Consider the following 23,802-nt stretch of genomic DNA (forward strand, 5'->3'; position numbering starts at 1 on the left):
CATCATTCCCCACGAAATTGGACAGGCGATCGACCTTCCCTTTTTTTAAAAAAATGACTGAAGTGGTTGGGCTCCGAAAAACCAAGGGTAAAAGCAATCTCGGTAACGCTCCAAGGGGTTTCCCTTAACAATCGCTTTGCTTCCCTAAAAACACTTTCAGAGATCATCTGGGTCGTTGTTTTACCCAAGTGACGCTTTAGTACTTTGTTCAAATAATTTACATGCACCTTCAAACATTCCGCATAATACGAAGGTCTTCGTTCCAAATGATGGTTCCGTTGCGCCGGGAATTGGTTTTCCAATAGACCCAGGAAACGTTGGACTAATTGGGTTGTTTTTGTATGTTGCTTTCCAATATCCATAAGAACCGTTCCCCTATTTACCAACCCTGCTTTGCAAATGGGAAGGATAACGATCCCCCACAATGTCGATTTCCAGTAAGGCCTGTTGCAGTTCAGCCAAATCCTTTTCAGTCAATTTTATATCGACAGCCCCTATGTTCTCTTTTAAACGATGTGGTTTGGTTGTTCCTGGAATAGGAACGATAAAGGGTTTTTGTGCCAAAAGCCAGGCTATGGAAATCTGTGCAGGAGTGGCTTCCTTTACTAAGGCAATGGCATTCAATACATCAACCAGCCCTTGATTGGCCTTTCTATTTTCCTCGGAGAACCGGGGAACAATGTTTCTAAAATCGTTCTCGGAGAATTTTGTTTTAGCATCAATTTTTCCGGTCAAAAATCCTTTACCCAATGGACTGAATGGAACAAAACCGATTTGCAATTCCTCCAAGACCAGTAGCACTTCTTTTTCGGGTTCTCTCCACCATAACGAATACTCACTCTGTAATGCCGTAATGGGCTGTTCGGCATGGGCCCTTCGAATGGATTCCACCCCTGCTTCGGAAAGACCGAAGTGCTTCACCTTACCTTCTTTAATTAAATCTTTGACCGTCCCAGCCACATCTTCCATGGGCACCTTTGGGTCCACCCGGTGTTGGTAAAACAGATCGATGACATCGGTGCGCAATCTTTTTAGGGATTCCTCTGCTACCTGCCGGATTCGTACCGGCCGACTGTCCAGCTCTTTTTTGGAATCACCATCCTTAAAACCGAACTTGGTGGCAATCACTACTTCATTCCGAACGGGTTCAAGAGCCTCCCCTACCAATCGCTCATTTTCAAAAGGACCGTAAACTTCCGCCGTATCAAAAAAGGTCACGCCCTGTTCATAGGCTTCCCTGATCAATCGTATTCCCTGTCCCCTTTCGGTTGCGGGACCATAACCAAAGCTGAGTCCCATGCATCCAAGTCCAATAGAAGATACCTCCAGTCCTTCTTTTCCCAATACCCTTGATTCCATACCCTTTTTTTACAAAAATAAGGCTGAGGGTCTGCCTAAGAAGTATATAAAATACTGGTATTACTACCATTTTCACTTATATAAAAAAGGGAAAGAATAGAATTCAAGGAAAGTAAATGGACCGACCACAATAGCAATCCAAAAATCAAATGGTAAAAGGTTGGTCGTACTGTCGCTTGCCGGTCTGTTGGTAAAGGGCATTTGCAAGGGCCGCAAATATCGGTGGGAACATGGGCTCTCCCAATCCTGTAGGGTCGATTTGGTTTTCCACAAAATGGATTTCGATTTGTTTTGGTGCCTCCGTCATCCGAATCATGCGATAAGTATCAAAGTTCTTTTTCATCGGAACCCCATCTTTAAAAGTCAATTCTCCATACAAGGCATTTCCGATTCCATCCACAATACCTCCCTCGGCCAGGTTTTGTGCTGCATCAGGGTTGACCACAATACCACAATCAATGGCACAGGTAACCTTTTGGACCATGGGTCTTCCATTGTCAACCGCCAGATCAAGTACATGTGCTGCATAGGAATTGTGACAGAAATATGCGGAAACCCCTCTTTTATCTTGAGAGGGACCGTCTTTCCATTGGCTCTTTTCCCTGACCAGTTCCAATACCACGGCGTAGCGTTCGGGATCGTAATCATTTCGTTCCCCAACTGGATCGTTCTTGGCCCTTTCCAACAACTCCAGTCGAAAGGCAATGGGGTCCTTCCCTGCCAATTCGGCCAATTCATCCAAAAAGGACTGTTCGACCCCGGCCATGAAATTGGAACGGGGCGCCCTGAAGGAACCAATGGTAATATTGGAATTGATGGTCCAGCTTTCAGCAAGGTAGTTCTCCACGGCTCCTGCAGGGAACCTATTGGCATACAAGGGGCTTTCTGGAATACCTCCCGCTTTGACATGGAACCCGATCAAATTGTTGTCCTTGTCCAATGCGGCACGGTAGGTGGCATGATAGGTGGAACGGTAGATGCCCCCTGTCATATCATCTTCCCGGGAATAAACCAACTTTACAGGGGCATTGACCTCACGTGAGATCAAAGCAGCCTCGATGAGCCAATGGGCATAGGACCTGCGTCCATAACCACCACCCAATCGGGTCATCTGGATATCGATATTCTCTATGGGCATTCCCAAGCGTTCCGATAGCGCATGTTCCGTAAGTTCAGGTTTTTGCAAGGGACCTTTCAGCAGGGCACTTTCATTGGTGACATGGGCATAAAAATTCATCGGCTCCATACAATTATGGGCCAAAAATGGTGCGGTATACGTTCGTTCCAATACTTTGTCCGCACCACGGAAAGCAGCTTCAGGGTCTCCGTCCCTTCGGGCAACGGTAGCTCCCTTCATTGCCATCTCCTCCATGCTTTGCCTATGATCTTCACTGTTCTCCAAACCTGCGGGAATGTTCAAGGTCATCGCCGGACCTCCGTAGGGTACCCGTTCCTCCGAGTAGGCCTCAAAAGGTTCCCAAGAAACCTCAACAGCCTTTTTGGCATTCATCACATCCCACGTGGACTCCCCAACCACGGCCACTACTTCCAAAAAAGTACAGGTATCAAAATGCTGTCGGACATAATCATCCTCCAAAACCTTCACTTTGAATACATCCCGGATTCCAGGCATGGTCTTGGCCTTTGAAGCATCAAAGGACTTTAATTTCATTCCAAAGGCTGGGGGATGAATGATCATGGCCAGAAGCATCCCTTCCTCCTGGGTATCCATCCCGAACAAGGGTTGGCCGGTCACAATTTTTTTCGCATCCACATTTTTTTGGGATGTCCCTATGATCTTAAAATCAGTAATATCCTTGAGTGCCACGGACTCGGGTACAGGTAACTGTGCCGCGGCACTGGCAAATTCCCCATATCCGGCCGATTTGCCACTGCCCTTATGGTGAAGGGTGCCAGACGAAGTTTCGATTTCCCCAACCGGCACGTTCCAGGCCTGTGCAGCAGCCTCTCTGAGCATTTGCCTCGCAGATGCCCCGGCCGTCCTTAAACCGTTCCATCCACGACGTATGGCTTGGCTTCCCCCTAAAAACTGAAAGGAAAAGGCCTCTGTATCCAAAGGGGCCTGCTCCACGATGACCTTGTCCCAGTCGACGTCGAGTTCCTCCGCCACGATCATGGGCATGGAGGTCTTGACATTTTGGCCTCCTTCCGGATTGGGGGACATGATGGTCACCATACCATTGTCCCCGATCTTCAAAAATCCGTTGACCTGGAACCATTCCTTGGGCAAGGCCCTGGCCTCTTCCGGGGTCAATTTACAGGATGCAAGCCAGTTAAAACTCAACAACAAACCCCCACCAGCAAGCGCTGAACCTTTGATAAAAGAGCGTCTTGATAGTGCAGAAGAAGTTGTTGTCATGGTCACAAAGAATTTTGGTTACCCGTTTTATTTAATAGTTTGAGATTCGATACTCTTATCCGACCAATGGAGGTCTGTCCGTAGCAAATGGTTGTCTATAATGCCTTCTGCCCGTGGCCTTATAGATGGCATTGGACAAGGCTCCAAATACAGGAGGAAAAGGAGGTTCCCCCATTCCCGTGGGATCTACCTCGTTTTTCACAAAATGGACCTCGATATGTTTTGGTGCCTCGGCATGTCGTATCATTTTATAGGTATCAAAATTCTTTTGTTGCGGGCTACCGTCTTTAAAGGTAAGCTCCCCGTACATCGCATTTCCCACGCCGTCCACAATGGCACCTTCGGCCATGTTCGCCGCGGCATCCGGATTGATCACGATACCACAGTCAATGGCACAGACCACTTTTTCCACTTTGGGTGTTTCCCCGTCCATTACCACATCGACCACATGGGCGGCATAACTGTTGTGACAGAAATAAGCGGATACGCCTCTATGGGTACCCGATGGCACTTGGGACCAATTGGACTTTTCCCGTACCAACCGCAATACCCCGGCCAAACGTTCGGGATCGTACTCATTGTTCTCCCCTACCGGATTGTCCTTGGCACGCTGTAAAAGTTCCAATCGAAATTCAATGGGGTCCTTCCCTGCCAATTCGGCCACCTCGTCCAAAAAGGCCTGTTCCACACCTGCCATGAAGTTGGAGCGTGGTGCCCTAAATGCCCCGATGGTAATGTTGGAATTGATTTCCCACTGTTGCGCCAAATAATTGTCGACGGTACCTGCCGGGAACCGGTTGGCAAAAAGGGGTGTTTCGGGGATACCCCCTGCTTTGACCTGAAAGGCCACTAGATTGTTATTCTCATCCAAAGCCGCCTTATAGGTAGCCTGATAAGAAGGACGATAAATACCAAAGGTCATATCATCTTCCCGCGTATAGACCAACTTCACAGAAGCCTGTGCCTCTCTGGATATCAGGGCCGCCTCCACGGCATAATGGCCATAGGCCCGTCTTCCAAATCCACCACCCATTCGGGTCAATTCTATCTCAACATTTTCAACGGGCATGCCCAATCGGGCCGCCACGGTCGGAGCGGTCAATACCGGTGCCTGCAAAGGACCGGCCAATTTGGCCATATCCTCGGTCACATGGGCAAAAAAGTTCATGGGCTCCATACAATTGTGCGCCAAAAAAGGGCAAGTGTACGAACGTTCCAACGTTTTGGCCGCTGAGGCAAATACCCCCTCGGGATCTCCATCCTTACGGGTGGTCGTACCCGATCTGGTGGCCATTTCATCCATTTGGGTATAATGGCCTTCCGTACTTTCCAGTCCACTGGGAACCTCCACATCCACTTGGGTACCAAAACGGTCCATTTTAAACTTGGAACCTGCTATGGGCTCCCATTGCACGTCCAATTGTTTTTTGGCATTCATCACTTCCCAAGTGCTCTTGCCCACAATGGCGACCACATCGGTAAAGGCATTGGTATCAAAATAGCCCCTGGCAAAATCCTCTTCCAAGGTCTTTATCTTAAAAACATTTGTGATGCCAGGCATTGACTCGGCCCGCGACCCATCAAAGGATTTCAATTGGAGTCCAAATGCCGGTGGGTGGACCACCATGGCAACAAGGGCCCCATCAAACTGATAATCCAGTCCGAACAAAGGTTTTCCGGTAATAATTTTCTGGTTCTCCACACTTTTTTGGGAAGTTCCGATAATCGTAAAATCTTTCACTTCCTTCAAGGAAACCTCTTCAGGAACCTCCAATTTTGAAGCCTTTGAAGCCATCTCACCATAGCCTGCGGACCTCTCCGAACCGGTATGGCTCAGCACTCCATTGGAAACGGTAATCTCAGATGCCGGAACCTGCCAGGTCTCCGCTGCCGCAGCCACCAACATTTGCTTTGCCGTTGCCCCGGCCATACGCAGGCCTTCCCAACGACGTCTAATGCCCTGACTGCCTCCAGTGAACTGCCATCCATATTCCTCTTGATCGAAATTGGCCTGCTCTACCAAAACATTTTTCCAATCCACATCCAGTTCATCCGCCACGATCATGGGCATAGAGGTAATTACCCCTTGACCAAACTCCGGGTTTGGAGACATAATGGTCACTACCCCATTATCCCCTATTTTTAGGAAAGCATTCATCTCAAACCATTCCTTGGGCATTTCCAAGGCCGCCATGGTCTTCACGTCCTTTGGTTTACAGGCATTCAATAGACTAAAGCCAAGCACCAGCCCACCACTGGCCAAACTGGTGTTCCTGATAAAAGCCCTTCTCCCTATATGCGTTTTCATTACACTCATCTTATTGTCCTTTAATGGTCTATGTGTTACTTTCCGCAGCCAGTTTCACTGCTTTCTTGATCCTTATATAGGTCCCACAACGACAGATGTTCCCGTTCATGGCCATTTCTATCTCCTCATCACTGGGGTTGGGGTTCTTCTGCAATAGTGCCGAGGCCGTCATGATCTGTCCGGCCTGACAATACCCGCATTGGGGCACATCCACTTCCAACCATGCCTTCTGTACGGGATGGTCCCCATTTTCCGATAAACCTTCAATGGTGGTGATTTCAGAATTGCCGACCATGGAAACCGTCAACATGCAAGATCTGGTCGCCGTACCATCCAAATGGACCGTACAGGCACCACATTGGGCGATACCGCAGCCATACTTGGTCCCGACCAAGTTCAGATGGTCCCGTAGGACCCATAACATGGGGGTACTGGGATCTACGTCCACCGTATGTGACTTCCCATTGATGTTCAGATTGAAATTTGCCATAATCCTTTGTTTTTTATGAAAATAAATAATTTGTGCCGAAAAGACCTACTAAATTCAAACCCCTTCCATTTTGGATAGGAGTTCCCTTTTTCTATTTTGATAACACTCGAAGTGCATGTAACCAAGATTGGACCATACCCTCCACTTCTTTCTTGCGTTGCCCTTTGATCGCCAAGTAAATACCGTCCCGTTCACTACCCCCTTTGATGGACAGCTCCTTGAGCAGGGTACTTCCTTGACAAAGCTCCTTTATGGTCTGGATACAGCTTCCGATACCATACCCTCCATTGGTATTAAAAGGTACGACAGTTTTTCCTTTTAGATCATGGGATGAGAGAAAGCTTTTCATGGGTGGTGGCAACTGCATCCCCCAAGTGGGGAACCCTAGGAACACCACATCGTAATTTTCCATATCCAATCTATTTTTCAATGGGGGTAAATACCCTGTTCTGTTTTCCGCTGCCACCTGTTCCACAATGGCCCTATAATTTTCAGGATAGGGGTTCACCAATTCCAAGGCTTCCAATCGCCCGCCCATTTTATCATGGATGATTTCAGCCAAGGTCTTCGTGTTCTTTGTACGGGAAAGATAAACGATCAATATCCGCTCGGAGTCCACGGAACTTTTTTGGGCGGACAGGCCCTGAACCATCAACAACGATACCCATAAGACCAACATGCGTTTTGCCATCTTCCTGTTTTCTTTAGGACTTATTTTAGATAGGTATCATCCGTCACCTTGTCCAACCATTGTGTCGGGCCATCTATCCTACTGGTGATGGCCACCTGCACGAATTCTTCGCCTGTGCTCGCCCCATGCCAATGTGGGGTATTCGGAGGGCATTTAACGGCATCCCCTTTCTTCAAGATCCTTTTCGGACTCCCTTCCTCTTGGTAAAACCCTTTCCCAGACAAGGCCAATATGATCTGACCATTGGGATGGGAATGCCAATTGGTCCTGGCGCCAGGTTCAAAAGTGACACTGCCCACCGAGTTCTGGTTGATGCTATCGGCATCCACCAACATTTGCAACCAAGCGGTCCCAGTAAAATTATCATTGGAGATCTTATTGCCCTTATCAAACACCCGTTCGTGTTGCACATCTCCCTCCATCGAAGCGGAAGTATCCTTTCGTTGTTGACAAGAGATCATGGCCAAACCCATAAGGACATAACATAAATACAGCCTACAGTTCATTGCTTTGGGAAATTTCAAGGTTGTTTCTATAAAATGCTTCCAGTTTGTCCACCGCTTGGTCCACATACTCCGGTTTCCAATAGGTTTGGATATGGGTGGCCCCATTGATCAAGAACAACTCCTTGGTCTTGGCATTGACAGCCTTTTCAAAGGCTTTGTCCGTCATATAATAGGTATCTGCCTTACTCCCGGCGATCATCAATAAGGGCTGGTCGATCAATTCAATTTCATCGGTGGCATCCCAGGTCATGAGTTCCAATAGGCTGCTCATGGTATACCCTCCACCCGAATTGGGATGGGCATGGGTTTTCCCATAATAGATATACCCTTCCCTATAGAGATCGAAGGGCATGGCAGCAATCTGTTCTTCCGTTAAGGGAGGTGTTCCTTTCCCTACATACAATACTTCCCCACCATTGGCTTCTTGTTCCCTTGCATTGGAAGCTTGCTCCAATCGTTCCTGGATACTCTCCACTTGGGATTTCAAGAAACCATTGCGCCGTACTTCTCCGGAATTGAACATGCTCAACGTGGCAACGGCCTTAAAGCGTTTGTCCGACTGTGCCGCCTTCAAGGAGTATCCTCCTCCGCCACAAATGCCTAAAAGCCCAATGTTCCCTGGATCGACCCCTTTGTATTTCGAAATAAAATCGGCCATCCCATGGATATCCTCCACGCGATTGTGGGGTGTGTCCACATTTCGGGGTTCCCCTCCACTGGCCCCTTGATAGGCGGCATCGGCCGCTATGGTCACAAAGCCCAGTTCCGCCAATCGTTGGGCATAAAGGCCCGCCACCTGTTCCTTTACCCCTCCATTGGGATGGGCCACCACCAGAGTGGGATACTTGTGGTCCGCATCAAAATTCGGCGGGGTATATACATTGGCGGCCACTGTAATGCCGGAACGTTCATAGGTCACCGGGTGTATGTTCACCGCTCCTCTTTTGTTTTCCGAAATGGCACCTGCATATACCAATCCAAACGGATTCTGTAGCTGCTGTGCCCTTGTTTCCTCCACGGCCCCAGCGATCATCATCATTAACATTAAAATTTGTGTCTTTTTCATCTCTTTTTCTTTTCTCTTTTTCTTTACAATCTTATTCCCTTGCCGCCAAAACGGCTTCCAATACGTTATGGGCATCGTCGGCCTTTTCTTGATCGGCCGTAACCTCAATAAGTTTTACAAATTCCTCCAACTGTGCAGCCGTCAGACCGACATTCAGGGATATGTTCATATGACCTCTGAGCATGGGATCCAGATTGCCCAGACTGGCAATAACCGAAATGGTCGTCAACTCCCGCTGGGCATAGGTCAATACATCCCTTTCAAACAGGTCTGCGAACAAATGCTCTTTCAGGAATACATCCATTTCTGGGGAAAATTGCTGATAGGCAGGTTTGGGCCCGTCCATTTTGGCCAATACCAATTCCTCCAAGGTTTCAATGCCCCTATCGTATTTGCTCCTAGAATCCACAATGGGTGAGGCCTCTTTGCCCCAATCATCCTGAATGCCCTGTTCCTTTCTCTTTTCGATCACCTCCAAAAAAGTCTGGAGTCCCCTGATACTTCTCGGAAAACCACTATAGGCATAGAGATGTACCAATACTTCCTTGATCTCGTTGACGGTCAACCCCTCATCCAAACCATGGTCCAGAGCCACCGAGAGCTCCTCCATTTTACCCTGTGCGGTGAAGGAAGCGATCTTGACAATACTCTTTTGCTTCTCGTCCAATAGTTCCGAAGGTCCTGCCTCCGTTTGCGCCGGTAAACCCTGCAGGCCCGCCAGGCAACAAAAAAGACATACAATACTTTTCATTCGTTCCTTTCCCATAATCCTATTTCTTTGTTATTAATTCATTCATAATTCACTTTTTACCTCATTTCTAAGGATGTGGAAGCTTGGAATGCCCAGCATCTTCTTGAGCCATAAAACCATTCCTCTGGGGCTTCCAATGCTTCCTACACCTAAAAAGGTGTGTTCATCTTCCTGTCTCCTAAGGCAGTGCAAAGGCCATGATCGAACCGGATGGGTTTTCTTTGGTTCCTCCCACGGATAGGGCCACATATTGTTTTCCATCCACAAAATAGGAGCAAACGTTGGCATTGTTGGCCGCAGGTAATTCCTGTTCCCATACCTTTTTCCCCGTTTTCTTGTCAAAGGCCCATAATTTTTTATCATCGGCACCGCTGATGAACACCAGGCCACCTGCGGTCACCATGGGCCCTGAACGCGCCAATAGGCCGGTTTCAGGTCCTCCCTCCTCTTGCAGTTTTTCATCGTTCCCCAAGGGAATTTGCCATTCGTATTCCCCTGTAGTCAAGTTCAAGGCGTTCAAGGTGTTCCAAGGACCCTTCATGGCTGGATTGCCCGAAGGATCGCTCCATGTGCGATATGGTGTGATGTTCATATACCTCACTGGTTTTTCTTCCCCACTTTCTTCTATTTCATCCTCCGTAGCGGCATCTTGCAATTCGAACAAATAGGCCAAAACGCCCCGTTCCTCACGTTCTGTCAACACGCCTTTATAACCGGGCATCATCCCACCGCCTTGACGGATCTTGTCAAGGACCTCCGTTTCGGAGCGTCTGTCCTTGAGATCTACCAAGGTAGGAATAGTAGGCCCCACCCCTTTTTTATCCGCACCATGACAGGCCACGCAAAGCTTTTCGTAGGTGACCCTTCCCAATTCGTATCGGGTATTGTTCTGTGCGGCAAAATGTTTATCCGCATCCACAATGGTCTGTATTTCAGGCAGGTTGTTGCCCCTGATATAGAGGTAATCGGTATCTGGATCATAGGCCAGGCCTCCCCAGTTGGCGCCACCCCTTGTCGCTGGAAGGGAAAGCGTCCCTTTTAAATCTGGTGGTGTGAAGAGCCCCTCATATCGTACCGAACGGAACGTTTTCAATATAGAATCATAATCGGCATCCGAATAATGGTTCAAATCTTCCTCCGTCATCGATTGCCGCACAAAGGGTGCGGGTTTCAAGGGGAAGGGTTGTGTTTCAAAGGCCACTTCACCGGGGAGATGGGATTCGGGCACCTTCCGCTCCTCGACAGGAAAGATGGGTTCCCCTGTTTCACGGTCCAAAACAAAGATGAAGCCATGTTTCGTGGCTTGGGCCACAGCATCGATTTCTTTTCCATCATGGTTGATGGTCACCAAATTGGGGGGACTGGCCAAATCGTAGTCCCATATATCATGGTGTACCGTCTGAAAATGCCATTTATAGTGTCCCGTTGTGGCATCCAAGGCCAACACACAATTGCCGTATAGGTTGGCACCGATCCTATCGGCCCCATAATAGTCATAGGAGGGGGATCCCAAGGCCAAGAAGACCATGCCCCTTTCCTTGTCGATGCTCATCCCTGCCCAACAATTTACGCCACCGGCATATTTATAGGCATCCGGTGGCCAGGTCTCATAGCCGGGTTCACCAGGATGGGGAATGGTATGGAAAGTCCATGCGAGCTCGCCCGTCCTCACATTATAGGCCCTGACATATCCTGGAGGTGCTCCATAAAAATCGGGCAATCTAGATCCAATGATGATCAAATCGTTGAATATACTTCCCGGTGTGGTCAAGGTGACCGATATTTCATCGGGATTGTCCCGAACGCCTACATTCAGGTTGACCTTGCCATTTTCACCAAAAGAAGTGATCGCTTTCCCCGTTTTTGCATCAATGGCGAACAAGTTGTTGCCCGCGGAATACAGGATACGCTTATCATCACCATCCTCCCAATAGGTCACGCCACGACTGGCAGCAGTGGGTTCATCCTCACCAAGGGCCTTGAAGGCCCAAATCTTTTCCCCGGTCGCTGCATTGATCGCATAAACCGTCTGGCTTCTGGAATTGGCATACATGATACCATCGATGATGATGGGATTTGCCTGGCTGGATACCACAGGCTCTTCCCCATCGGCCACGTCATCGGCATGAAAGGACCACACGTTCTCCAAATTGTTGACATTGGAAACCGTAATCTGATCCAAAGGGGAATAGCTGGTTGCCTTGGCATCCGCTTTATACGCGGTCCATGTATTGTCCCATTCCGATTCCTCCTTTTTACAACCGGCCAGCACCAATAGCGCCAAAAGGCCCATTCCGTATGTTCTCCAATATTCCAATCTGATTTCCATGGTCGTGTTTTTCCTTAATTCTTTTTCCAAATCGTTTATATCCCCCTTGATTGCAATTTCTCCCGTATTTTCACCGCCTTTTCTATCAAATCCAATCGTGCTTTTCTGGGATCCACTTTGCCCACAGGCACACCATTTGACTGTATGTCCAATATCATATTGTTTTCAGGGGTGTATCCGGGCCATTGCGGCAAACCTTCCCCATTGGGGTTTCCGGTCTTGGCAAAATTGGCCCAATACGTATTCATGGTTTCTGCCAATTTCTCATCTTCCGCTGTCTTTTCGGGATTTCCCCAACGGGCATCCAGGGTATTGAACACATAGGATATATCGGTTCCATGTCCGGCGCCATAGGGCATCCGTTCCTTCATGGGATCGGAAACAAAATCAAAATGATAGAAATAGACCGGTTCTCCTGCGGCCACAAAGGTATTGGCCGTAAAACGTGCGGGTTCGGCCCATACCCAGTCCGTATTGAACTTGGCGATTACCTCCGCAAACTCCTTGTCCCCTTTGGTATCGTATACAGATTTGGCCTCCTCGCCCAAATCACCGAACAGGGCAAAAAGTTCCTCCTTGGTACTGGAGTTGTTGACAAAACTGCCCCCGACCTCTGCACTGCAGGAACCGATCATCAAGGGCACTTTCGCCTGATGGTTCGCCATATAGGCACTCTCAGCGGTCTCCACCACCAATGTACCGTCCAAAATAGGTCCTGAATAGATACGGGGACCTCCTTGTCCATCGGTCTCCTGACCACCATCAACGATCTCCTCTACTGGGAGGGCACGCAGTTTTGCAAGGGCTGCGGCATCCGTTCCCTCGACACCATGTTTTTTGGCAAAGTTGATCCCAATGGTCTCCGCGGACTCTTTATAGAAAATATCCGCATTCTCTTCACGGATCGGCCTACCGGTCAACACCCCGTCCCTGGCCCCACCGGAATGGCTTATGGCCTTATCAAACAAACCTTGTGCATCGGGAATGGTCATCAAGGAATGTACCGATACCCCTCCTGCCGAAAATCCAAATATCGTCACGTTATCTGGGTCGCCTCCAAAAGCACTGATATTGCGCTGCACCCATTGCAGGGCAGCTATCTGGTCCATATAGGCATAGCTGCCCTTGGCTTCCCCGGGATGCTCTTCACTAAGGGCTGGAAAGGCAAAATGGCCCAATCGGCCCAACCGATAGTTGAAGGTGATCAAGACCACCCCTTGCTCCGCAAAGGCATCGCCGGCAATTCCGGCCCCGGAACCACTCCCACCTGTAAATCCACCACCATGGATCCAAACCATGACCGGTAACTTATCCTTGGCTGTGGCATCGGCTGGCTTCCATATGTTCAGGTACAGACAATCCTCGGATGAGCCTTCGACAATACTACCAGGTGCTCCGCCCCATCCGGACTGCGCACAATCAGGCCCGTAAGTAGAGGCCTCACGTACTCCAGTCCAAGCTGATACGGGTTGTGGGGGACGCCAACGAAACTCCCCGACGGGCGGTGCCGCATAGGGTATCCCCTTAAAACTGACCACATCATTGACTTGAACCCCTTTCAGGATACCCGACTCCGTGGTTACCAAATCGGTATCTTGCCCCTTTTGTTGGGCCCCCATCACCACACTGAACAGCAATAGCAAACCCATAATACTTATTTTCATTTGTTTTTCTTTATTTAATGTGCTCTAATTGTATTACCCCCAACCCCTTGGATGAACGTTGTCCATATGCTCTTGGGTCTAAAAGATTTAGTGAACCCTGTCGGTTCAATGTTCGATTTGATGGGTATCCCGGACACTGCTGAACGTGAGATCCAACAATTTCCAGGCATCCCCTTCCTTTTTATAGAATTCGGTGGCCGTAAACTCATTGGATACATCATTGCCCCGTACATGGGCTTCCAAGGTGATACGGTTCCAGAGGATAGCGGTATCGTCCCCGAAGGTTTCCACGGCCACATCGTGCACTATGGTATTTTTGTACCAAATACTGCCGCTCTCAATGATTTCCAATTCGCGATCTTTTTTCCAAGAACCGCTCATATGGACGAATTTGGACTTGTCGTGGAAGAGCTCGGCCAATCGATCTACATCCTTATCGGCCATCCATTGCCACTTGGCCTTGGACAGCTTCTTTATCTCATTTGTAATATCGGAATCCTGCGCCCAAAGGTTGCCTACCGTACAGCACAGAAAAATCAGTAAAAGTCGTTTCATGGTGTTTGTTTTTTAGTTTGTATTCAAATGTCAATTCAATTCTTGTGCACTAAGACCTGCATCAATCAAGGCCCTTTTCCTTCAACCAGGCCGACATGAGATCGGCCACTTCAATATTGTTCAGGTCCGAAAAGGGAAAGTGGGTGTTCCCTTTGATGCCCACTTCGGGCAGGTGCACCACGGTGACATCCCCGCCATATTTGTTGACCACATCCCTCCATTTGCGGGCCATTTCCAAACGAACGCGCCAACCATCGGTTCCCGGATTGGGATCATACGTTTCTGGTATAAAGTCCCCATAATAAATGACGATGGGGATTTTGGTCAATTTCATGAACTCCTCCTTGGGAATCCCAAAAGCCTGCAATTCTCCGGCAGAACTTGGCAAGGGTCCCGGCACCTCTCCCTCTGGAAAAAGAAAACCGGAACCGGGCTCATAGGAAACGATGGCCTTGACATGTGGATTCTTAAGGGCCGTTGACCAGCCGAAGCCCCCGGAATGGGAATGGGTCACCAGTATGCCGTCCCCGATACGATCGAACAGCTTTGAGGTAGCCTCTGTGATCGCCTCAATATCAAAGCCTCCGATATTGGGGGTCATCTGACGAAAATATTGGTTCAGGGTCTCTTCATCCTTGGCGAACTGTACCCCTGGAAAATAATCGGGCCAAACCCCCACCCTGAAAATGTTGAACCAAAACTGTTCATCCGGGGTCGGGGTAATGGTCGCTTCCGCCATACTCTTTCCGGCCCGGCCCCTTCTTGGCTGATCGATGATATAGGTACTGAACCCCCTGCGCAAGAATATGTTCTGGTACCCCTCGCGTCCATCGGGCGTAGTTTCCCAAGTCTTGGAAAACTGTCCGATACCGTGCCACATCACCAAGGGATATTTACGTGCATCGGCCGGGACTTGATAGAATACATAGGCATGGTCCCCATGATAGGTCTGACCTTCCGGGGTGCGTTTAATGGCATCGAAAGTTCCTGGATTGCTCTTTACGGTTCCCCCGACGGCAAAGCTTCCTTGGTCCTGCAGCAAAATGGGCTTTTGTTGGGCCCAACCCCCTACCAGGGTCATCATCAGTACGAAGGTCGATAGTAGTGTCCTTAATTTTTTCATGCGTATTGTTTATAGTTGCTAACCGTTATGTGAGTTCCAGTTTTCGTTCCCCCAGCCATTTTACCATATTGGGATCCCTATGGTCAAAAAAGCTGCTTGATTTCATATCCAGCCCTTTCAGCACCTCCATATCATTTGAATCAAGTTCAAAATCAAAAATGTCGATATTCTCTTCCATGCGGTGTCGATGTGCCGATTTTGGAATGGCCACGATCTCCCGTTGCACCAGCCAACGCAGGACCACTTGGGCTATGGACTTGTTGTACTTGTCCCCTATTTCCGCCAAAAGTGCATTTTTGAACAAGCCGTTCTTTCCTTCGGCAAAAGGTCCCCATGCTTCCATCTGAATATGGTTCTCCCTTAAAAAGTCATGGATGTCATATTGCTGGTGAAAGGGATGGGTCTCCATTTGGTTCACCGCTGGGACGATCTCATTGTGCACCATTAGGTCCATCACTCGGTCAGGATGAAAATTGCTCACCCCGATGGCCCGAATCCGTCCCTCTTTGTACAATTGTTCCATGGCCCGCCAGGAACCGTGCACATCCCCCATGGGCTGGTGGATCAAATAGAGGTCCAAATAGTCCAATTGCAACAACTCCATGGAATGGTCAAAAGCCTTTAAGGTTCCCTCATAGCCATGGGACTGTATCCATAGTTTGGTCGTGATGAACAGCTCCTCCCTGGGCACCCCACTTTTCTTGATGGCGGCCCCTACGGCGGCCTCGTTAAAATAGGAAGCTGCGGTATCGATCAAGCGATATCCGGTATCAATGGCATTGAGCACAATTTGCTCACATTCCTCCAAATCGGGTATTTGAAAAACCCCGAATCCCAAAAGGGGCATTTCGACCCCATTGTTCAATTGTATCTTCTTCATGATACAAATGTCGGAACAGAAAGAGGCTCATTTTGTACCAAAAATACTGGAAGTAGTACCATTTTTACTGAATTCCAATCCCTTGATATGCAACCCTTTTGAAATTTTCTAACTTTGTTAACACTAAATAAGATAGGATATGGAAGGCATGTACAGGTTCGAGAGCATTAATGACTATAATATACTGAATAATCACAAGACGTTACACCCTTTGGTGAATGTTTTGGATCTGTCATTGGCCAATCCCAGGGATTGGGACGGCAACAAAAAGGTACGGCTCTATTTTGGTTTCTACTGTGTTTTCCTCAAGGAGTTCAAAGGCTGTGACCTTCGGTATGGACGACAATATTACGACTATCAGGAAGGCACCTTGTTGTTTGTTTCCCCAGGCCAGATCATGGATGTCGAGACCGATGGCCAGATATACCAGCCCATAGGACATGTATTGGCCTTTCACCCGGAACTGATCCATGGTACCGCGTTGGGCCAGAACATTGATTCCTATAATTTCTTTGGGTACCATACCAATGAAGCCTTGCATATTTCCGATGACGAAAGGGAAATCGTCATGGACTGTCTTTCCAAGATCAAATATGAACTGAACAAAGGAGTGGACAAGCACAGTAAAAAGCTGATCGCTTCCAATATAGAGCTCTTTTTGAACTACTGTGACCGCTTCTATGACCGTCAGTTCATCACCAGGGACAACGAGAACAAAGGGGTCTTGGAAAAATTCGAGGCCAAGATGAAAAACTATTTCAATTCGGATGCCCCCCAAAAACTGGGATTGCCCACGGTAACCTATTTTGCCGATGAACTAAACCTGTCCTCCAATTACTTTGGTGACCTCGTCAAAAATGAAACGGGAAAATCCGCAAAGGACCATATCCAGGATTATATGATCGAAATTGCCAAGAAGAAAACTTTCAATACCGATAAATCCGTAAGTGAGATTGCCTATGAACTGGGCTTCAAATACCCCCAACATTTTAACCGTTTCTTTAAAAAACAGGTAGGCTATACCCCCAATGAATATCGCATGTTGAATTAGACCACTCAACAAAGGTCCCTTAATTCCTTATTTGACCGAAAGCTCCAGTCGCCTACTGCCTTGCTTTTCCAGTAGGACCATTTTAAGCCGTTCGTGGGGACCGGTCACATATTTGGGATATACAAGGACAAACCGATAGGTGGAACCGCTTTTGAGGGTTTCCGGTTGTTGGAACCTAAGTAGGGGCTCCAATAGGGTCTCTTGATACGATGTCTTACTTTTTGGACTGCCATTGATCCGAAGGATATCCAAGGTTTCAAGGTCATAATCGATTCCCGATTTGTTTCGCAGCTGGAAAACCAAGAACATTTCATCGTCCTGATATACCTTTTTTTCAAGTCGCAGCCGGATACCACCCCGTCTAACCGTTCCCATATTTGCCCCATTTTGTTCTTGGAGCAGTTGTTCCATTAGGGCCAAGCGTGTACCATCTTTGACCACGGTATCCAATTTCCGGGTCGTTATAGGACGTACCCTTCCCAAACTGTGTTGTTCATTGAGAAATAGATGCGTTCGCGTTAACCAATCTTTATAGACCACTTTAAACTCATAGGCATATCCGTCCATGGTCATCACCCATAGATTGGTCGCTGTCCCTTCGATGGCCTGCAATAGTCCAAAATATTGTGCTTCTTCCCTATCATAGGAGAAGACCGCATTTTCATTGCCGGTTATGGCCTGCTTTATAGGGCTGGGAAAAAAAAGGGCGACATTCATCTGGTCATTGGCGTAAAGGGTATCCAAGGCTTGTTGGCCCCACACGAATGGGCCCAAACCAAAGGCAATAAGACTAATAAGTAAACTCCTGATTTTCATGTTCACGATTTTAATAAGAATTGATAATGGTCTATAATCTTCACCTTAACGGCCCGATGGTCACGTTGAAAGATGCGTTTGATCCCATTGAGCCGGGGCAGGCCGGGTACATTGATTTCATCCAGGCCTTCATCCAAGGTCCGGTCCAACATTTCGCCCTTGAGTCGGTTCCTGACATAGATACCCTCCCTTCCGTCCTGGGCATCATGGGCCTTTAGTTTCAATGGAAATCCTCCAAAGCCTTTCAGCTCCACCAAGACACGATTGGGCCTGATCTTTACAAACCCATAGAGCCGGGTTCCCCTCGGAACCTTAATCCCATCGAGATCAACAGATTCGGACAACCGCAGGTCCAAACGTTGTCCATCCCTTAGGGTTTGATCGCCATCCACATAGGCCTTGATCTCAAAATGGTCCAAGGCAGGATCAAGGGGACTTGATGCATAAAAAAGTTGATGGGACAAGGACAGGGCCGCAGCGGTCGGAGCCGAAACCAGTTCAGGTCCCAAGGCCTCCAATATATCGTCATGACTCGGTGTTCCTTCGATGACCTCCATCGGCCCTGGTGGTTCCTCCCTATTTATTGAAAAGGAATTGGAGGCATACACACAATCGATGACACGCTGCTTTTCATATTCCATATAGTCGGGGTTGAAATAGCCCTTGTCATCGATCATGTGTTCCGGATATATGGGAGGAGCGGTAACCTCCCGCTCCTCTTTAAGGGCTTCCAGGGCCCTTAGTTTACTATCGTACTCGACCTGGTTCTCTTCCAGATCGGGAATGGGGATCCGTTCGGGATCCAATTCCGGTTCCTTGTCCTTTCCAAAGGTCATGATGCCATAAATGGTAATGAACAGTACCACACATACCATTACCAGGACAAATACAATTTTATTCTTTTGGGCTTTCATAGGCTTCCAGTTTTCGAAGTGAGTTTTCTAAAAAGTCAGTGATCAACAATCCATGTGGATTATGCGGAAAGTTCCGTTCGACCTGCAACAAATGGCCCGAAGTGACCAGTTCGTAGGTATCGGTTACTGAACCTCTATGGATCTGTAATCCAATGCGAGTTTGAAAGGTCATGTTTGCTCCTTCCATCTTGATCCTCGACTCGATACGCTCCACTTTTTGGACCAGGGAATATTGCAACAACCGATTATAGAAACCATCAGCTTTCTTTTGTTGGTATACCTCGGCCACGGAGTTGTTTCCGAGCCAAAGGGCCTTCTCCATATGGGTTTCAAAACTTCCGGCATCCACCCCATAGAACCATCTATGGAACCGTTCCAAATGGGCCAGGGCCTCCACTTCCAAGAGTTGACGTTGATCTACCCATTGTAACGGGATGACCTCCCCTTCCCCATTGACCACAAAGGCATGGTCCAAACCATTCTGGTGTATTTTGGCTACCACGATAATGGAAACCGAACATACCAACCCTGAGACGATGACCACGGAAAGGACCACCCAGCGGTTCAACCGCAATACCTGCACTATATTTTTAAAAGGCGTTTTCATAGACTTCAATTTAACCGGTGAACAATCGAAGGGTAAAGCTCGTGGCCCTTCGATACAATTTAAATTTGAGCAACACGATAAAGCCAATGGTCCCGAGTTCAATGATGGAGGCAAAGAATTCACTCCCAAAATCAAAACCAAAGAGGTTCCCCCAGAAATTGGTACTGATCTCCGTGTAGAGGTTATTGACGAACACATTGACCAAAAAGAAGGCGGGCACCAACATGTACACCGCCGCGTACAACTTAAAAAACTGATAGGCCAGGGGACGAAACTTTTCAAAGACAGCCAAGCTGATGACCAAGGGAAAAAAGGCCTGTAGGATCCCCAATAGGAAATACCGCTCTGCAAGGAACAAAGGATAGATGAACAGGTCCATCAACCAAAGCAAGACCCCGATGATAAAGGCCAATACCTTTAATCCGTACAAAGGGGTGACCAAGGCCTCGTACAAGAGCGCCATGGCTTTCTTGGCGGCTTCCAAGGCACCCACATCCCGTTCCAGATCTACATCCTGCAGCTGTAAAGGGAGGAGTGCCGGAGCCGTGTCCCGGTATTGGGCCTCAATGGCCACTAGGATCCCATCGAAGACTCCCAATATCTCGGTGGAGAAAATGACCAGGAGCACTACTAAAAAATTCTTGGCCAGTTCCGTAGGGGTCAACCCCCACGTATGGCCATCGGTGGTGGCAATGCCCTCATTGTATTTCTTCAAAATATTGATCAGAAAAAACAGGACGGCCAGGGTCTTCATCCCCACTATCGTGTATTGGGAGAAATCACTGTCCTTGATGGTCTGGAAGACAGCATCCACATATTCCAATCCTATGCCCAAAAAGATTCCCGCCATCAGTATTCCGTTTCCCGATTATTGATAATATCCTGCATCCTCCGAAAGGAGATGATCTCCCGATAACGTCTTGTTTTGACTTCCAGCTCGGCCACCATTTCCTGGGACTGCACCTTCTTTTCCATCAAAATGGTGGTACGCTCCGCATCGGTCATCTTCAAGAAATCACTGGACAAGATCTGGTTCACAAAATCCAGATCATCAATGGCCGTATCTATGATCTGCTCAAAAGATCTCGATATCTGTTCCACCTCCCCGGCTTTGATATAGGGGGAATTCAAAATATCCCTCAGTTCATTTTGCACGGTATTGAAAAGGATTTCATTGTTCCGTGCCAATTCACGGACCGCCTTCAATTGCTTGATGGTATTGTTCACCTTGACAATATTGTCCTTCTGTTCCTTCAAAAACTCCACAGTCTTCAAGAGTTCAGAGGTCTGTTTGGCCGATTCCAACAAGGATTTGGTCATACTGATAAAGTTCGTATTGTCATACACCGGCATCCCCTGGCAGGCAGCGCCTGCAGGCAATAACAGGGCCAAGGACAGTGCCAACATCCATAACCGGGGATTTTTCCATAAGGTTTGTTTTATTGTTGCTCTCATTTCATTTTCTTTTGTTGATTTATAAATTCAGTAATGGCCCGTTCCATATTCCCAAACTGTTCAAAGAGTTCCATGATCTGACTATTTTCCACCCCATCGGTGAGATAGGCCGCATAGACCTCTGGGGGCACCTCCAAACGAAAGACATTGCTCTCCTTCCCGATCTTGATAAAGATTTCGGTGTATTTACGTTCCCCCGTTAGATTGTTTCTAAGGGACATCAATTGATTGAGATCATGGTTGGAGAGGTTCAATCGCCTTACCAGTTCATCATAGCCCTTTTCGTTCCGTAAACTGTACACGACTTGAGTATTCTCCAGGATACTTGCAGAAGTGGCATTTTCAGGTAACTGGTTGATGGATTGCAGGATGATCCCAATGGCCCCGTTCTGTTTTCGGATAGCTTGATAATAGAACTCCACACTCTCCAGGACATTGGGAAACTTCAACTGTTTGGCAAACTCATCAAAGAGGATAATGCCCCTTTCCGAACGGTTTCGCCAAATGGTGCGTTGGATGGCCGACTTGATCAATTTGAGCATTACGGACAGGATTTCCTTATTGTCGCGTACCTCGTCCAACTCAAAGACAAGCAGGCGCTTGTCCTCAATTTTATAGGTCTGATCTTCTGCCACATGGAACAGAAAACTGTACAGTCCCCCGTCCACATATTCGGAAAGAATGTGCAAAAAAGTATAGACATTGAAATCGGATTCCTGCACCCGGGTCTCTTCGATCAAGGTATCTTTGTTCCTATCAACAAACTGGTATAGTGAAGCTAGGGAATGCCCTTCCCTGACCTTGCCATAGTAGTGCAGTAATACCTTTTTCAAGGCCACTTCCTTGGATTTGGTCACTTGCTTTTCAGCCAAAAGCTCCAAAAGAAACAGGGCGAGATCTTCCAAGCGTTCCGGGGTCAAATCTGACTGTTCTGAAATGTAAAAGGGATTGATGCCCAGATTCTTCCCCTGTTCGTATCTCAGGATGATATGATCATCGGGATACAATTGGGCAAATTTGGCATAGGAACCCCCTAGATCGATAATGACCAGTCGTACATCGGCCTCAAAGTATTGACGTAGGATATTATTGGCCAAGAAGGATTTCCCTTCCCCTGTCGGGGCGAATATGGCAAAGTTCCGGGCCTTGATGCGCCGTTTCCCCTCGTCCCATACATCCTTGACCACAGGAATATTGTATTGTCTATCATTAAAAACGATTCCTGTTTCATCAGAGCGATAATTGGTATTGTTGATATACAGAGAAAGGGCTGCCTTTAGGTCCATCACAAAAAGATCTTCATTGGAAAAGTTGGAAGCATGGCTGGGATAGGAGTTCAAAAAATAATGTGTGCGCTCCTCCCCATGGGGATGATAGGGTCGAATATCCAGTTCCTTCAATTGGGCCTTGATGCCAGAAGCAACGCGCTTCAACACCCCAACTTCCAAATGCCAAAAAACAATATTCACATGGCCACGAACGATCCGTGCGGTATCATCCCCATTGATCCTGTCCAAGATATGTTGGACCTTGTTGCGAACCACTTTGTTCTGGGAACCAAAATTGGAGCTCTTGGAGAGTTCCTCTATTTTCTTGTCCAATAGTTTACGCCATTGATGGGTATCGTCCAGATAAAGGATTTGGTTGATGATATGGTTTTCCCCCAACTCCAGTCCCAGACCGTCCAAGAAACCCTTATGAAAACTGAATCCGTCCGAACTGAATTTCCCATTGGGCACACTGCTTTGCACGGTTTCACCAAAACATTCTTCATTGTTGATGGCCATCACATCAAAATAATGGTCACCAATTTCCAATGGGCCTTTTCCTAGCTGGATATCCGTATCAAAATCAAGATTGTATCCATTGAAATAATCCTGGGTATGCTCCAATATTACTTCAGGTTCCATGGGAACCATGGATACGTTGTTAGAGTTGTTGACATAGGATACGGCATCATTCACGGCGGTCACAAATTCCGCTACCTGCACATCCAGTTTACGGTGCAATCCTTTCTCCACTTTTCGAAAGGGATTGACATATTTAGTGGCCTTAATGGCTTTATCAAGAGGAAGTACAAAGAAGAGATAACTCTGATGGTCCAAATGCTCCCTACCTAAAAAATAATCATGGGTAGCCTTTGCCAGAAAGGTATCCCTTGGAAGGTTCCTAGCATCGTAACCTTTCTTTTGGTATACATCCTGTTTATGGATAACAGTACCCACGGGCAAGGATTTAAAGGCTTGGAACCACATCCCGTGCAGCTCCTCAAAATCCTCATCAGAAAGGGAGTATATCTCAGGCAATGTTACTTCATAACATAACACCACATTGCCATTGCTCCCAAAGACCACATGGTTCTGGATATCCAGAATGGGGTGATATGCATTGAAATTGAGTTTAGACATAGTCAAAGGGGTTCAATTGTTTTAGGCTTATGGTCTTGGGTGCAAAAAACGGGCATAGTATACCACCTTCGGCGGGTCAAAGTGAGCCACCCGCGGCGGACCAAAGTGAGCATAGTGGGGCGGATGAAAGTGAGCCACTAAAAAGATCGATTCTATTTGAGTGTTGCGATGGTTTCTTTTGTAAAAAAGACCATGGCGAACAAACAGATAGATATGCGAAAGGCAAAAAGGATTTACAAATTGTACGGCGAGGGGGCCAGCAAGCGACGGATCAGCAAGGAACTTGGCATCTCCCGCAACACGGTGGCCAAGTACATCGAGTTCTTCAAGTGCTACAGGCTGACGCCCTACGAGGTCTCGGAGATGACCCTGGAGGAGATCCACAGGCTCTTCAAGGCGGACCAAAAGCCCAAGAGCGAACAGCTGAGGACCTTAGAGCGGTACTTCCC

22 protein-coding genes are annotated in these 23,802 nt (G+C 47.8%); 2 read left to right on the forward strand and 20 right to left on the reverse strand.

The window, feature by feature from the left end; all coding sequences use genetic code 11:
• Positions 1 to 2 precede the first annotated feature (2 nt).
• The 14 genes from EO132_RS09585 to EO132_RS09650 all read right to left on the reverse strand — a co-directional run bounded on the left by EO132_RS09585 (position 3) and on the right by EO132_RS09650 (position 16,102).
• Entirely contained in the window at positions 3 to 362 is a 360-nt protein-coding gene (locus tag EO132_RS09585) for a helix-turn-helix domain-containing protein (RefSeq protein ID WP_127137631.1), read from the reverse strand.
• A 13-nt stretch (positions 363 to 375) separates the two neighbouring features.
• The gene (locus EO132_RS09590; protein ID WP_127137632.1) at positions 376 to 1,359 is read right to left on the reverse strand and encodes an aldo/keto reductase; all 984 of its coding nucleotides are present in this window, start codon (positions 1,357 to 1,359) and stop codon (positions 376 to 378) included.
• A gap of 145 nt (positions 1,360 to 1,504) precedes the next feature.
• Entirely contained in the window at positions 1,505 to 3,739 is a 2,235-nt protein-coding gene (locus tag EO132_RS09595) for a xanthine dehydrogenase family protein molybdopterin-binding subunit (RefSeq protein ID WP_127137633.1), read from the reverse strand.
• 55 nt (positions 3,740 to 3,794) lie between these two features.
• Complete coding sequence (locus tag EO132_RS09600; RefSeq protein ID WP_127137634.1) at positions 3,795 to 6,056, reverse strand: xanthine dehydrogenase family protein molybdopterin-binding subunit; 2,262 nt, start codon at positions 6,054 to 6,056, stop codon at positions 3,795 to 3,797.
• Positions 6,057 to 6,075: 19 nt separating this feature from the next.
• Positions 6,076 to 6,537, reverse strand: a complete 462-nt coding sequence (locus EO132_RS09605; RefSeq protein ID WP_127137635.1) for a (2Fe-2S)-binding protein — start codon at positions 6,535 to 6,537, stop codon at positions 6,076 to 6,078.
• A gap of 91 nt (positions 6,538 to 6,628) precedes the next feature.
• Complete coding sequence (locus EO132_RS09610; RefSeq protein ID WP_127137636.1) at positions 6,629 to 7,228, reverse strand: flavodoxin family protein; 600 nt, start codon at positions 7,226 to 7,228, stop codon at positions 6,629 to 6,631.
• Between the two features lie 20 nt (positions 7,229 to 7,248).
• Complete coding sequence (locus EO132_RS09615; protein ID WP_127137637.1) at positions 7,249 to 7,734, reverse strand: cupin domain-containing protein; 486 nt, start codon at positions 7,732 to 7,734, stop codon at positions 7,249 to 7,251.
• Entirely contained in the window at positions 7,724 to 8,800 is a 1,077-nt protein-coding gene (locus EO132_RS09620; RefSeq protein WP_127137638.1) for an alpha/beta hydrolase, read from the reverse strand. Before EO132_RS09620 ends, EO132_RS09615 begins: the two co-directional genes overlap by 11 nt.
• A 31-nt stretch (positions 8,801 to 8,831) precedes the next feature.
• Positions 8,832 to 9,566: a carboxymuconolactone decarboxylase family protein gene (locus EO132_RS09625; protein ID WP_127137639.1), complete on the reverse strand. Its 735-nt coding sequence runs from the start codon at positions 9,564 to 9,566 to the stop codon at positions 8,832 to 8,834.
• A gap of 163 nt (positions 9,567 to 9,729) precedes the next feature.
• The gene (locus EO132_RS09630; RefSeq protein ID WP_127137640.1) at positions 9,730 to 11,880 is read right to left on the reverse strand and encodes a pyrroloquinoline quinone-dependent dehydrogenase; all 2,151 of its coding nucleotides are present in this window, start codon (positions 11,878 to 11,880) and stop codon (positions 9,730 to 9,732) included.
• A 35-nt stretch (positions 11,881 to 11,915) separates the two neighbouring features.
• Positions 11,916 to 13,544, reverse strand: a complete 1,629-nt coding sequence (locus EO132_RS09635) for a carboxylesterase/lipase family protein (protein WP_127137641.1) — start codon at positions 13,542 to 13,544, stop codon at positions 11,916 to 11,918.
• A 105-nt stretch (positions 13,545 to 13,649) separates the two neighbouring features.
• Complete coding sequence (locus EO132_RS09640; RefSeq protein WP_127137642.1) at positions 13,650 to 14,099, reverse strand: nuclear transport factor 2 family protein; 450 nt, start codon at positions 14,097 to 14,099, stop codon at positions 13,650 to 13,652.
• A 61-nt stretch (positions 14,100 to 14,160) separates the two neighbouring features.
• Positions 14,161 to 15,222, reverse strand: a complete 1,062-nt coding sequence (locus tag EO132_RS09645; protein WP_127137643.1) for an alpha/beta hydrolase — start codon at positions 15,220 to 15,222, stop codon at positions 14,161 to 14,163.
• A 25-nt stretch (positions 15,223 to 15,247) separates the two neighbouring features.
• Positions 15,248 to 16,102, reverse strand: a complete 855-nt coding sequence (locus EO132_RS09650) for an aldo/keto reductase (RefSeq protein ID WP_127137644.1) — start codon at positions 16,100 to 16,102, stop codon at positions 15,248 to 15,250.
• 139 nt (positions 16,103 to 16,241) lie between these two features.
• Here EO132_RS09650 and EO132_RS09655 point away from each other — a divergent pair, with 139 nt between their 5' ends.
• Entirely contained in the window at positions 16,242 to 17,153 is a 912-nt protein-coding gene (locus EO132_RS09655) for a helix-turn-helix domain-containing protein (RefSeq protein ID WP_127137645.1), read from the forward strand.
• 27 nt (positions 17,154 to 17,180) lie between these two features.
• On the opposite strand, the gene EO132_RS09660 is transcribed toward EO132_RS09655, so the two are convergent.
• From EO132_RS09660 to EO132_RS09685, 6 genes are read right to left on the reverse strand one after another with little or no spacing between them, the layout of a single operon-like run.
• Positions 17,181 to 17,969, reverse strand: a complete 789-nt coding sequence (locus EO132_RS09660; protein WP_127137646.1) for a DUF4138 domain-containing protein — start codon at positions 17,967 to 17,969, stop codon at positions 17,181 to 17,183.
• A 2-nt stretch (positions 17,970 to 17,971) separates the two neighbouring features.
• On the reverse strand, positions 17,972 to 18,883 hold the full coding sequence (traM, locus tag EO132_RS09665) for a conjugative transposon protein TraM (protein ID WP_127137647.1): 912 nt from the start codon (positions 18,881 to 18,883) through the stop codon (positions 17,972 to 17,974).
• The gene (locus tag EO132_RS09670) at positions 18,864 to 19,490 is read right to left on the reverse strand and encodes a conjugal transfer protein TraK (RefSeq protein WP_127137648.1); all 627 of its coding nucleotides are present in this window, start codon (positions 19,488 to 19,490) and stop codon (positions 18,864 to 18,866) included. Before EO132_RS09670 ends, traM begins: the two co-directional genes overlap by 20 nt.
• Before the next feature lie 10 nt (positions 19,491 to 19,500).
• The gene (locus EO132_RS09675; protein WP_205780350.1) at positions 19,501 to 20,340 is read right to left on the reverse strand and encodes a hypothetical protein; all 840 of its coding nucleotides are present in this window, start codon (positions 20,338 to 20,340) and stop codon (positions 19,501 to 19,503) included.
• Complete coding sequence (locus EO132_RS09680) at positions 20,340 to 20,945, reverse strand: conjugal transfer protein (RefSeq protein WP_127137650.1); 606 nt, start codon at positions 20,943 to 20,945, stop codon at positions 20,340 to 20,342. The genes EO132_RS09675 and EO132_RS09680 overlap by 1 nt, the downstream gene beginning before the upstream one ends.
• Complete coding sequence (locus EO132_RS09685; RefSeq protein ID WP_127137651.1) at positions 20,942 to 23,353, reverse strand: TraG family conjugative transposon ATPase; 2,412 nt, start codon at positions 23,351 to 23,353, stop codon at positions 20,942 to 20,944. The genes EO132_RS09680 and EO132_RS09685 overlap by 4 nt, the downstream gene beginning before the upstream one ends.
• 192 nt (positions 23,354 to 23,545) lie before the next feature.
• Here EO132_RS09685 and EO132_RS09690 point away from each other — a divergent pair.
• Positions 23,546 to 23,802 (forward strand): helix-turn-helix domain-containing protein (locus tag EO132_RS09690; RefSeq protein WP_164732267.1); only part of this gene is annotated, 257 nt, incomplete at its 3' end.

It is taken from the genome of Flagellimonas oceanensis (assembly GCF_003992595.1).
In the GTDB taxonomy this organism is placed as follows: Bacteria; Bacteroidota; Bacteroidia; order Flavobacteriales; family Flavobacteriaceae; genus Flagellimonas; species Flagellimonas oceanensis.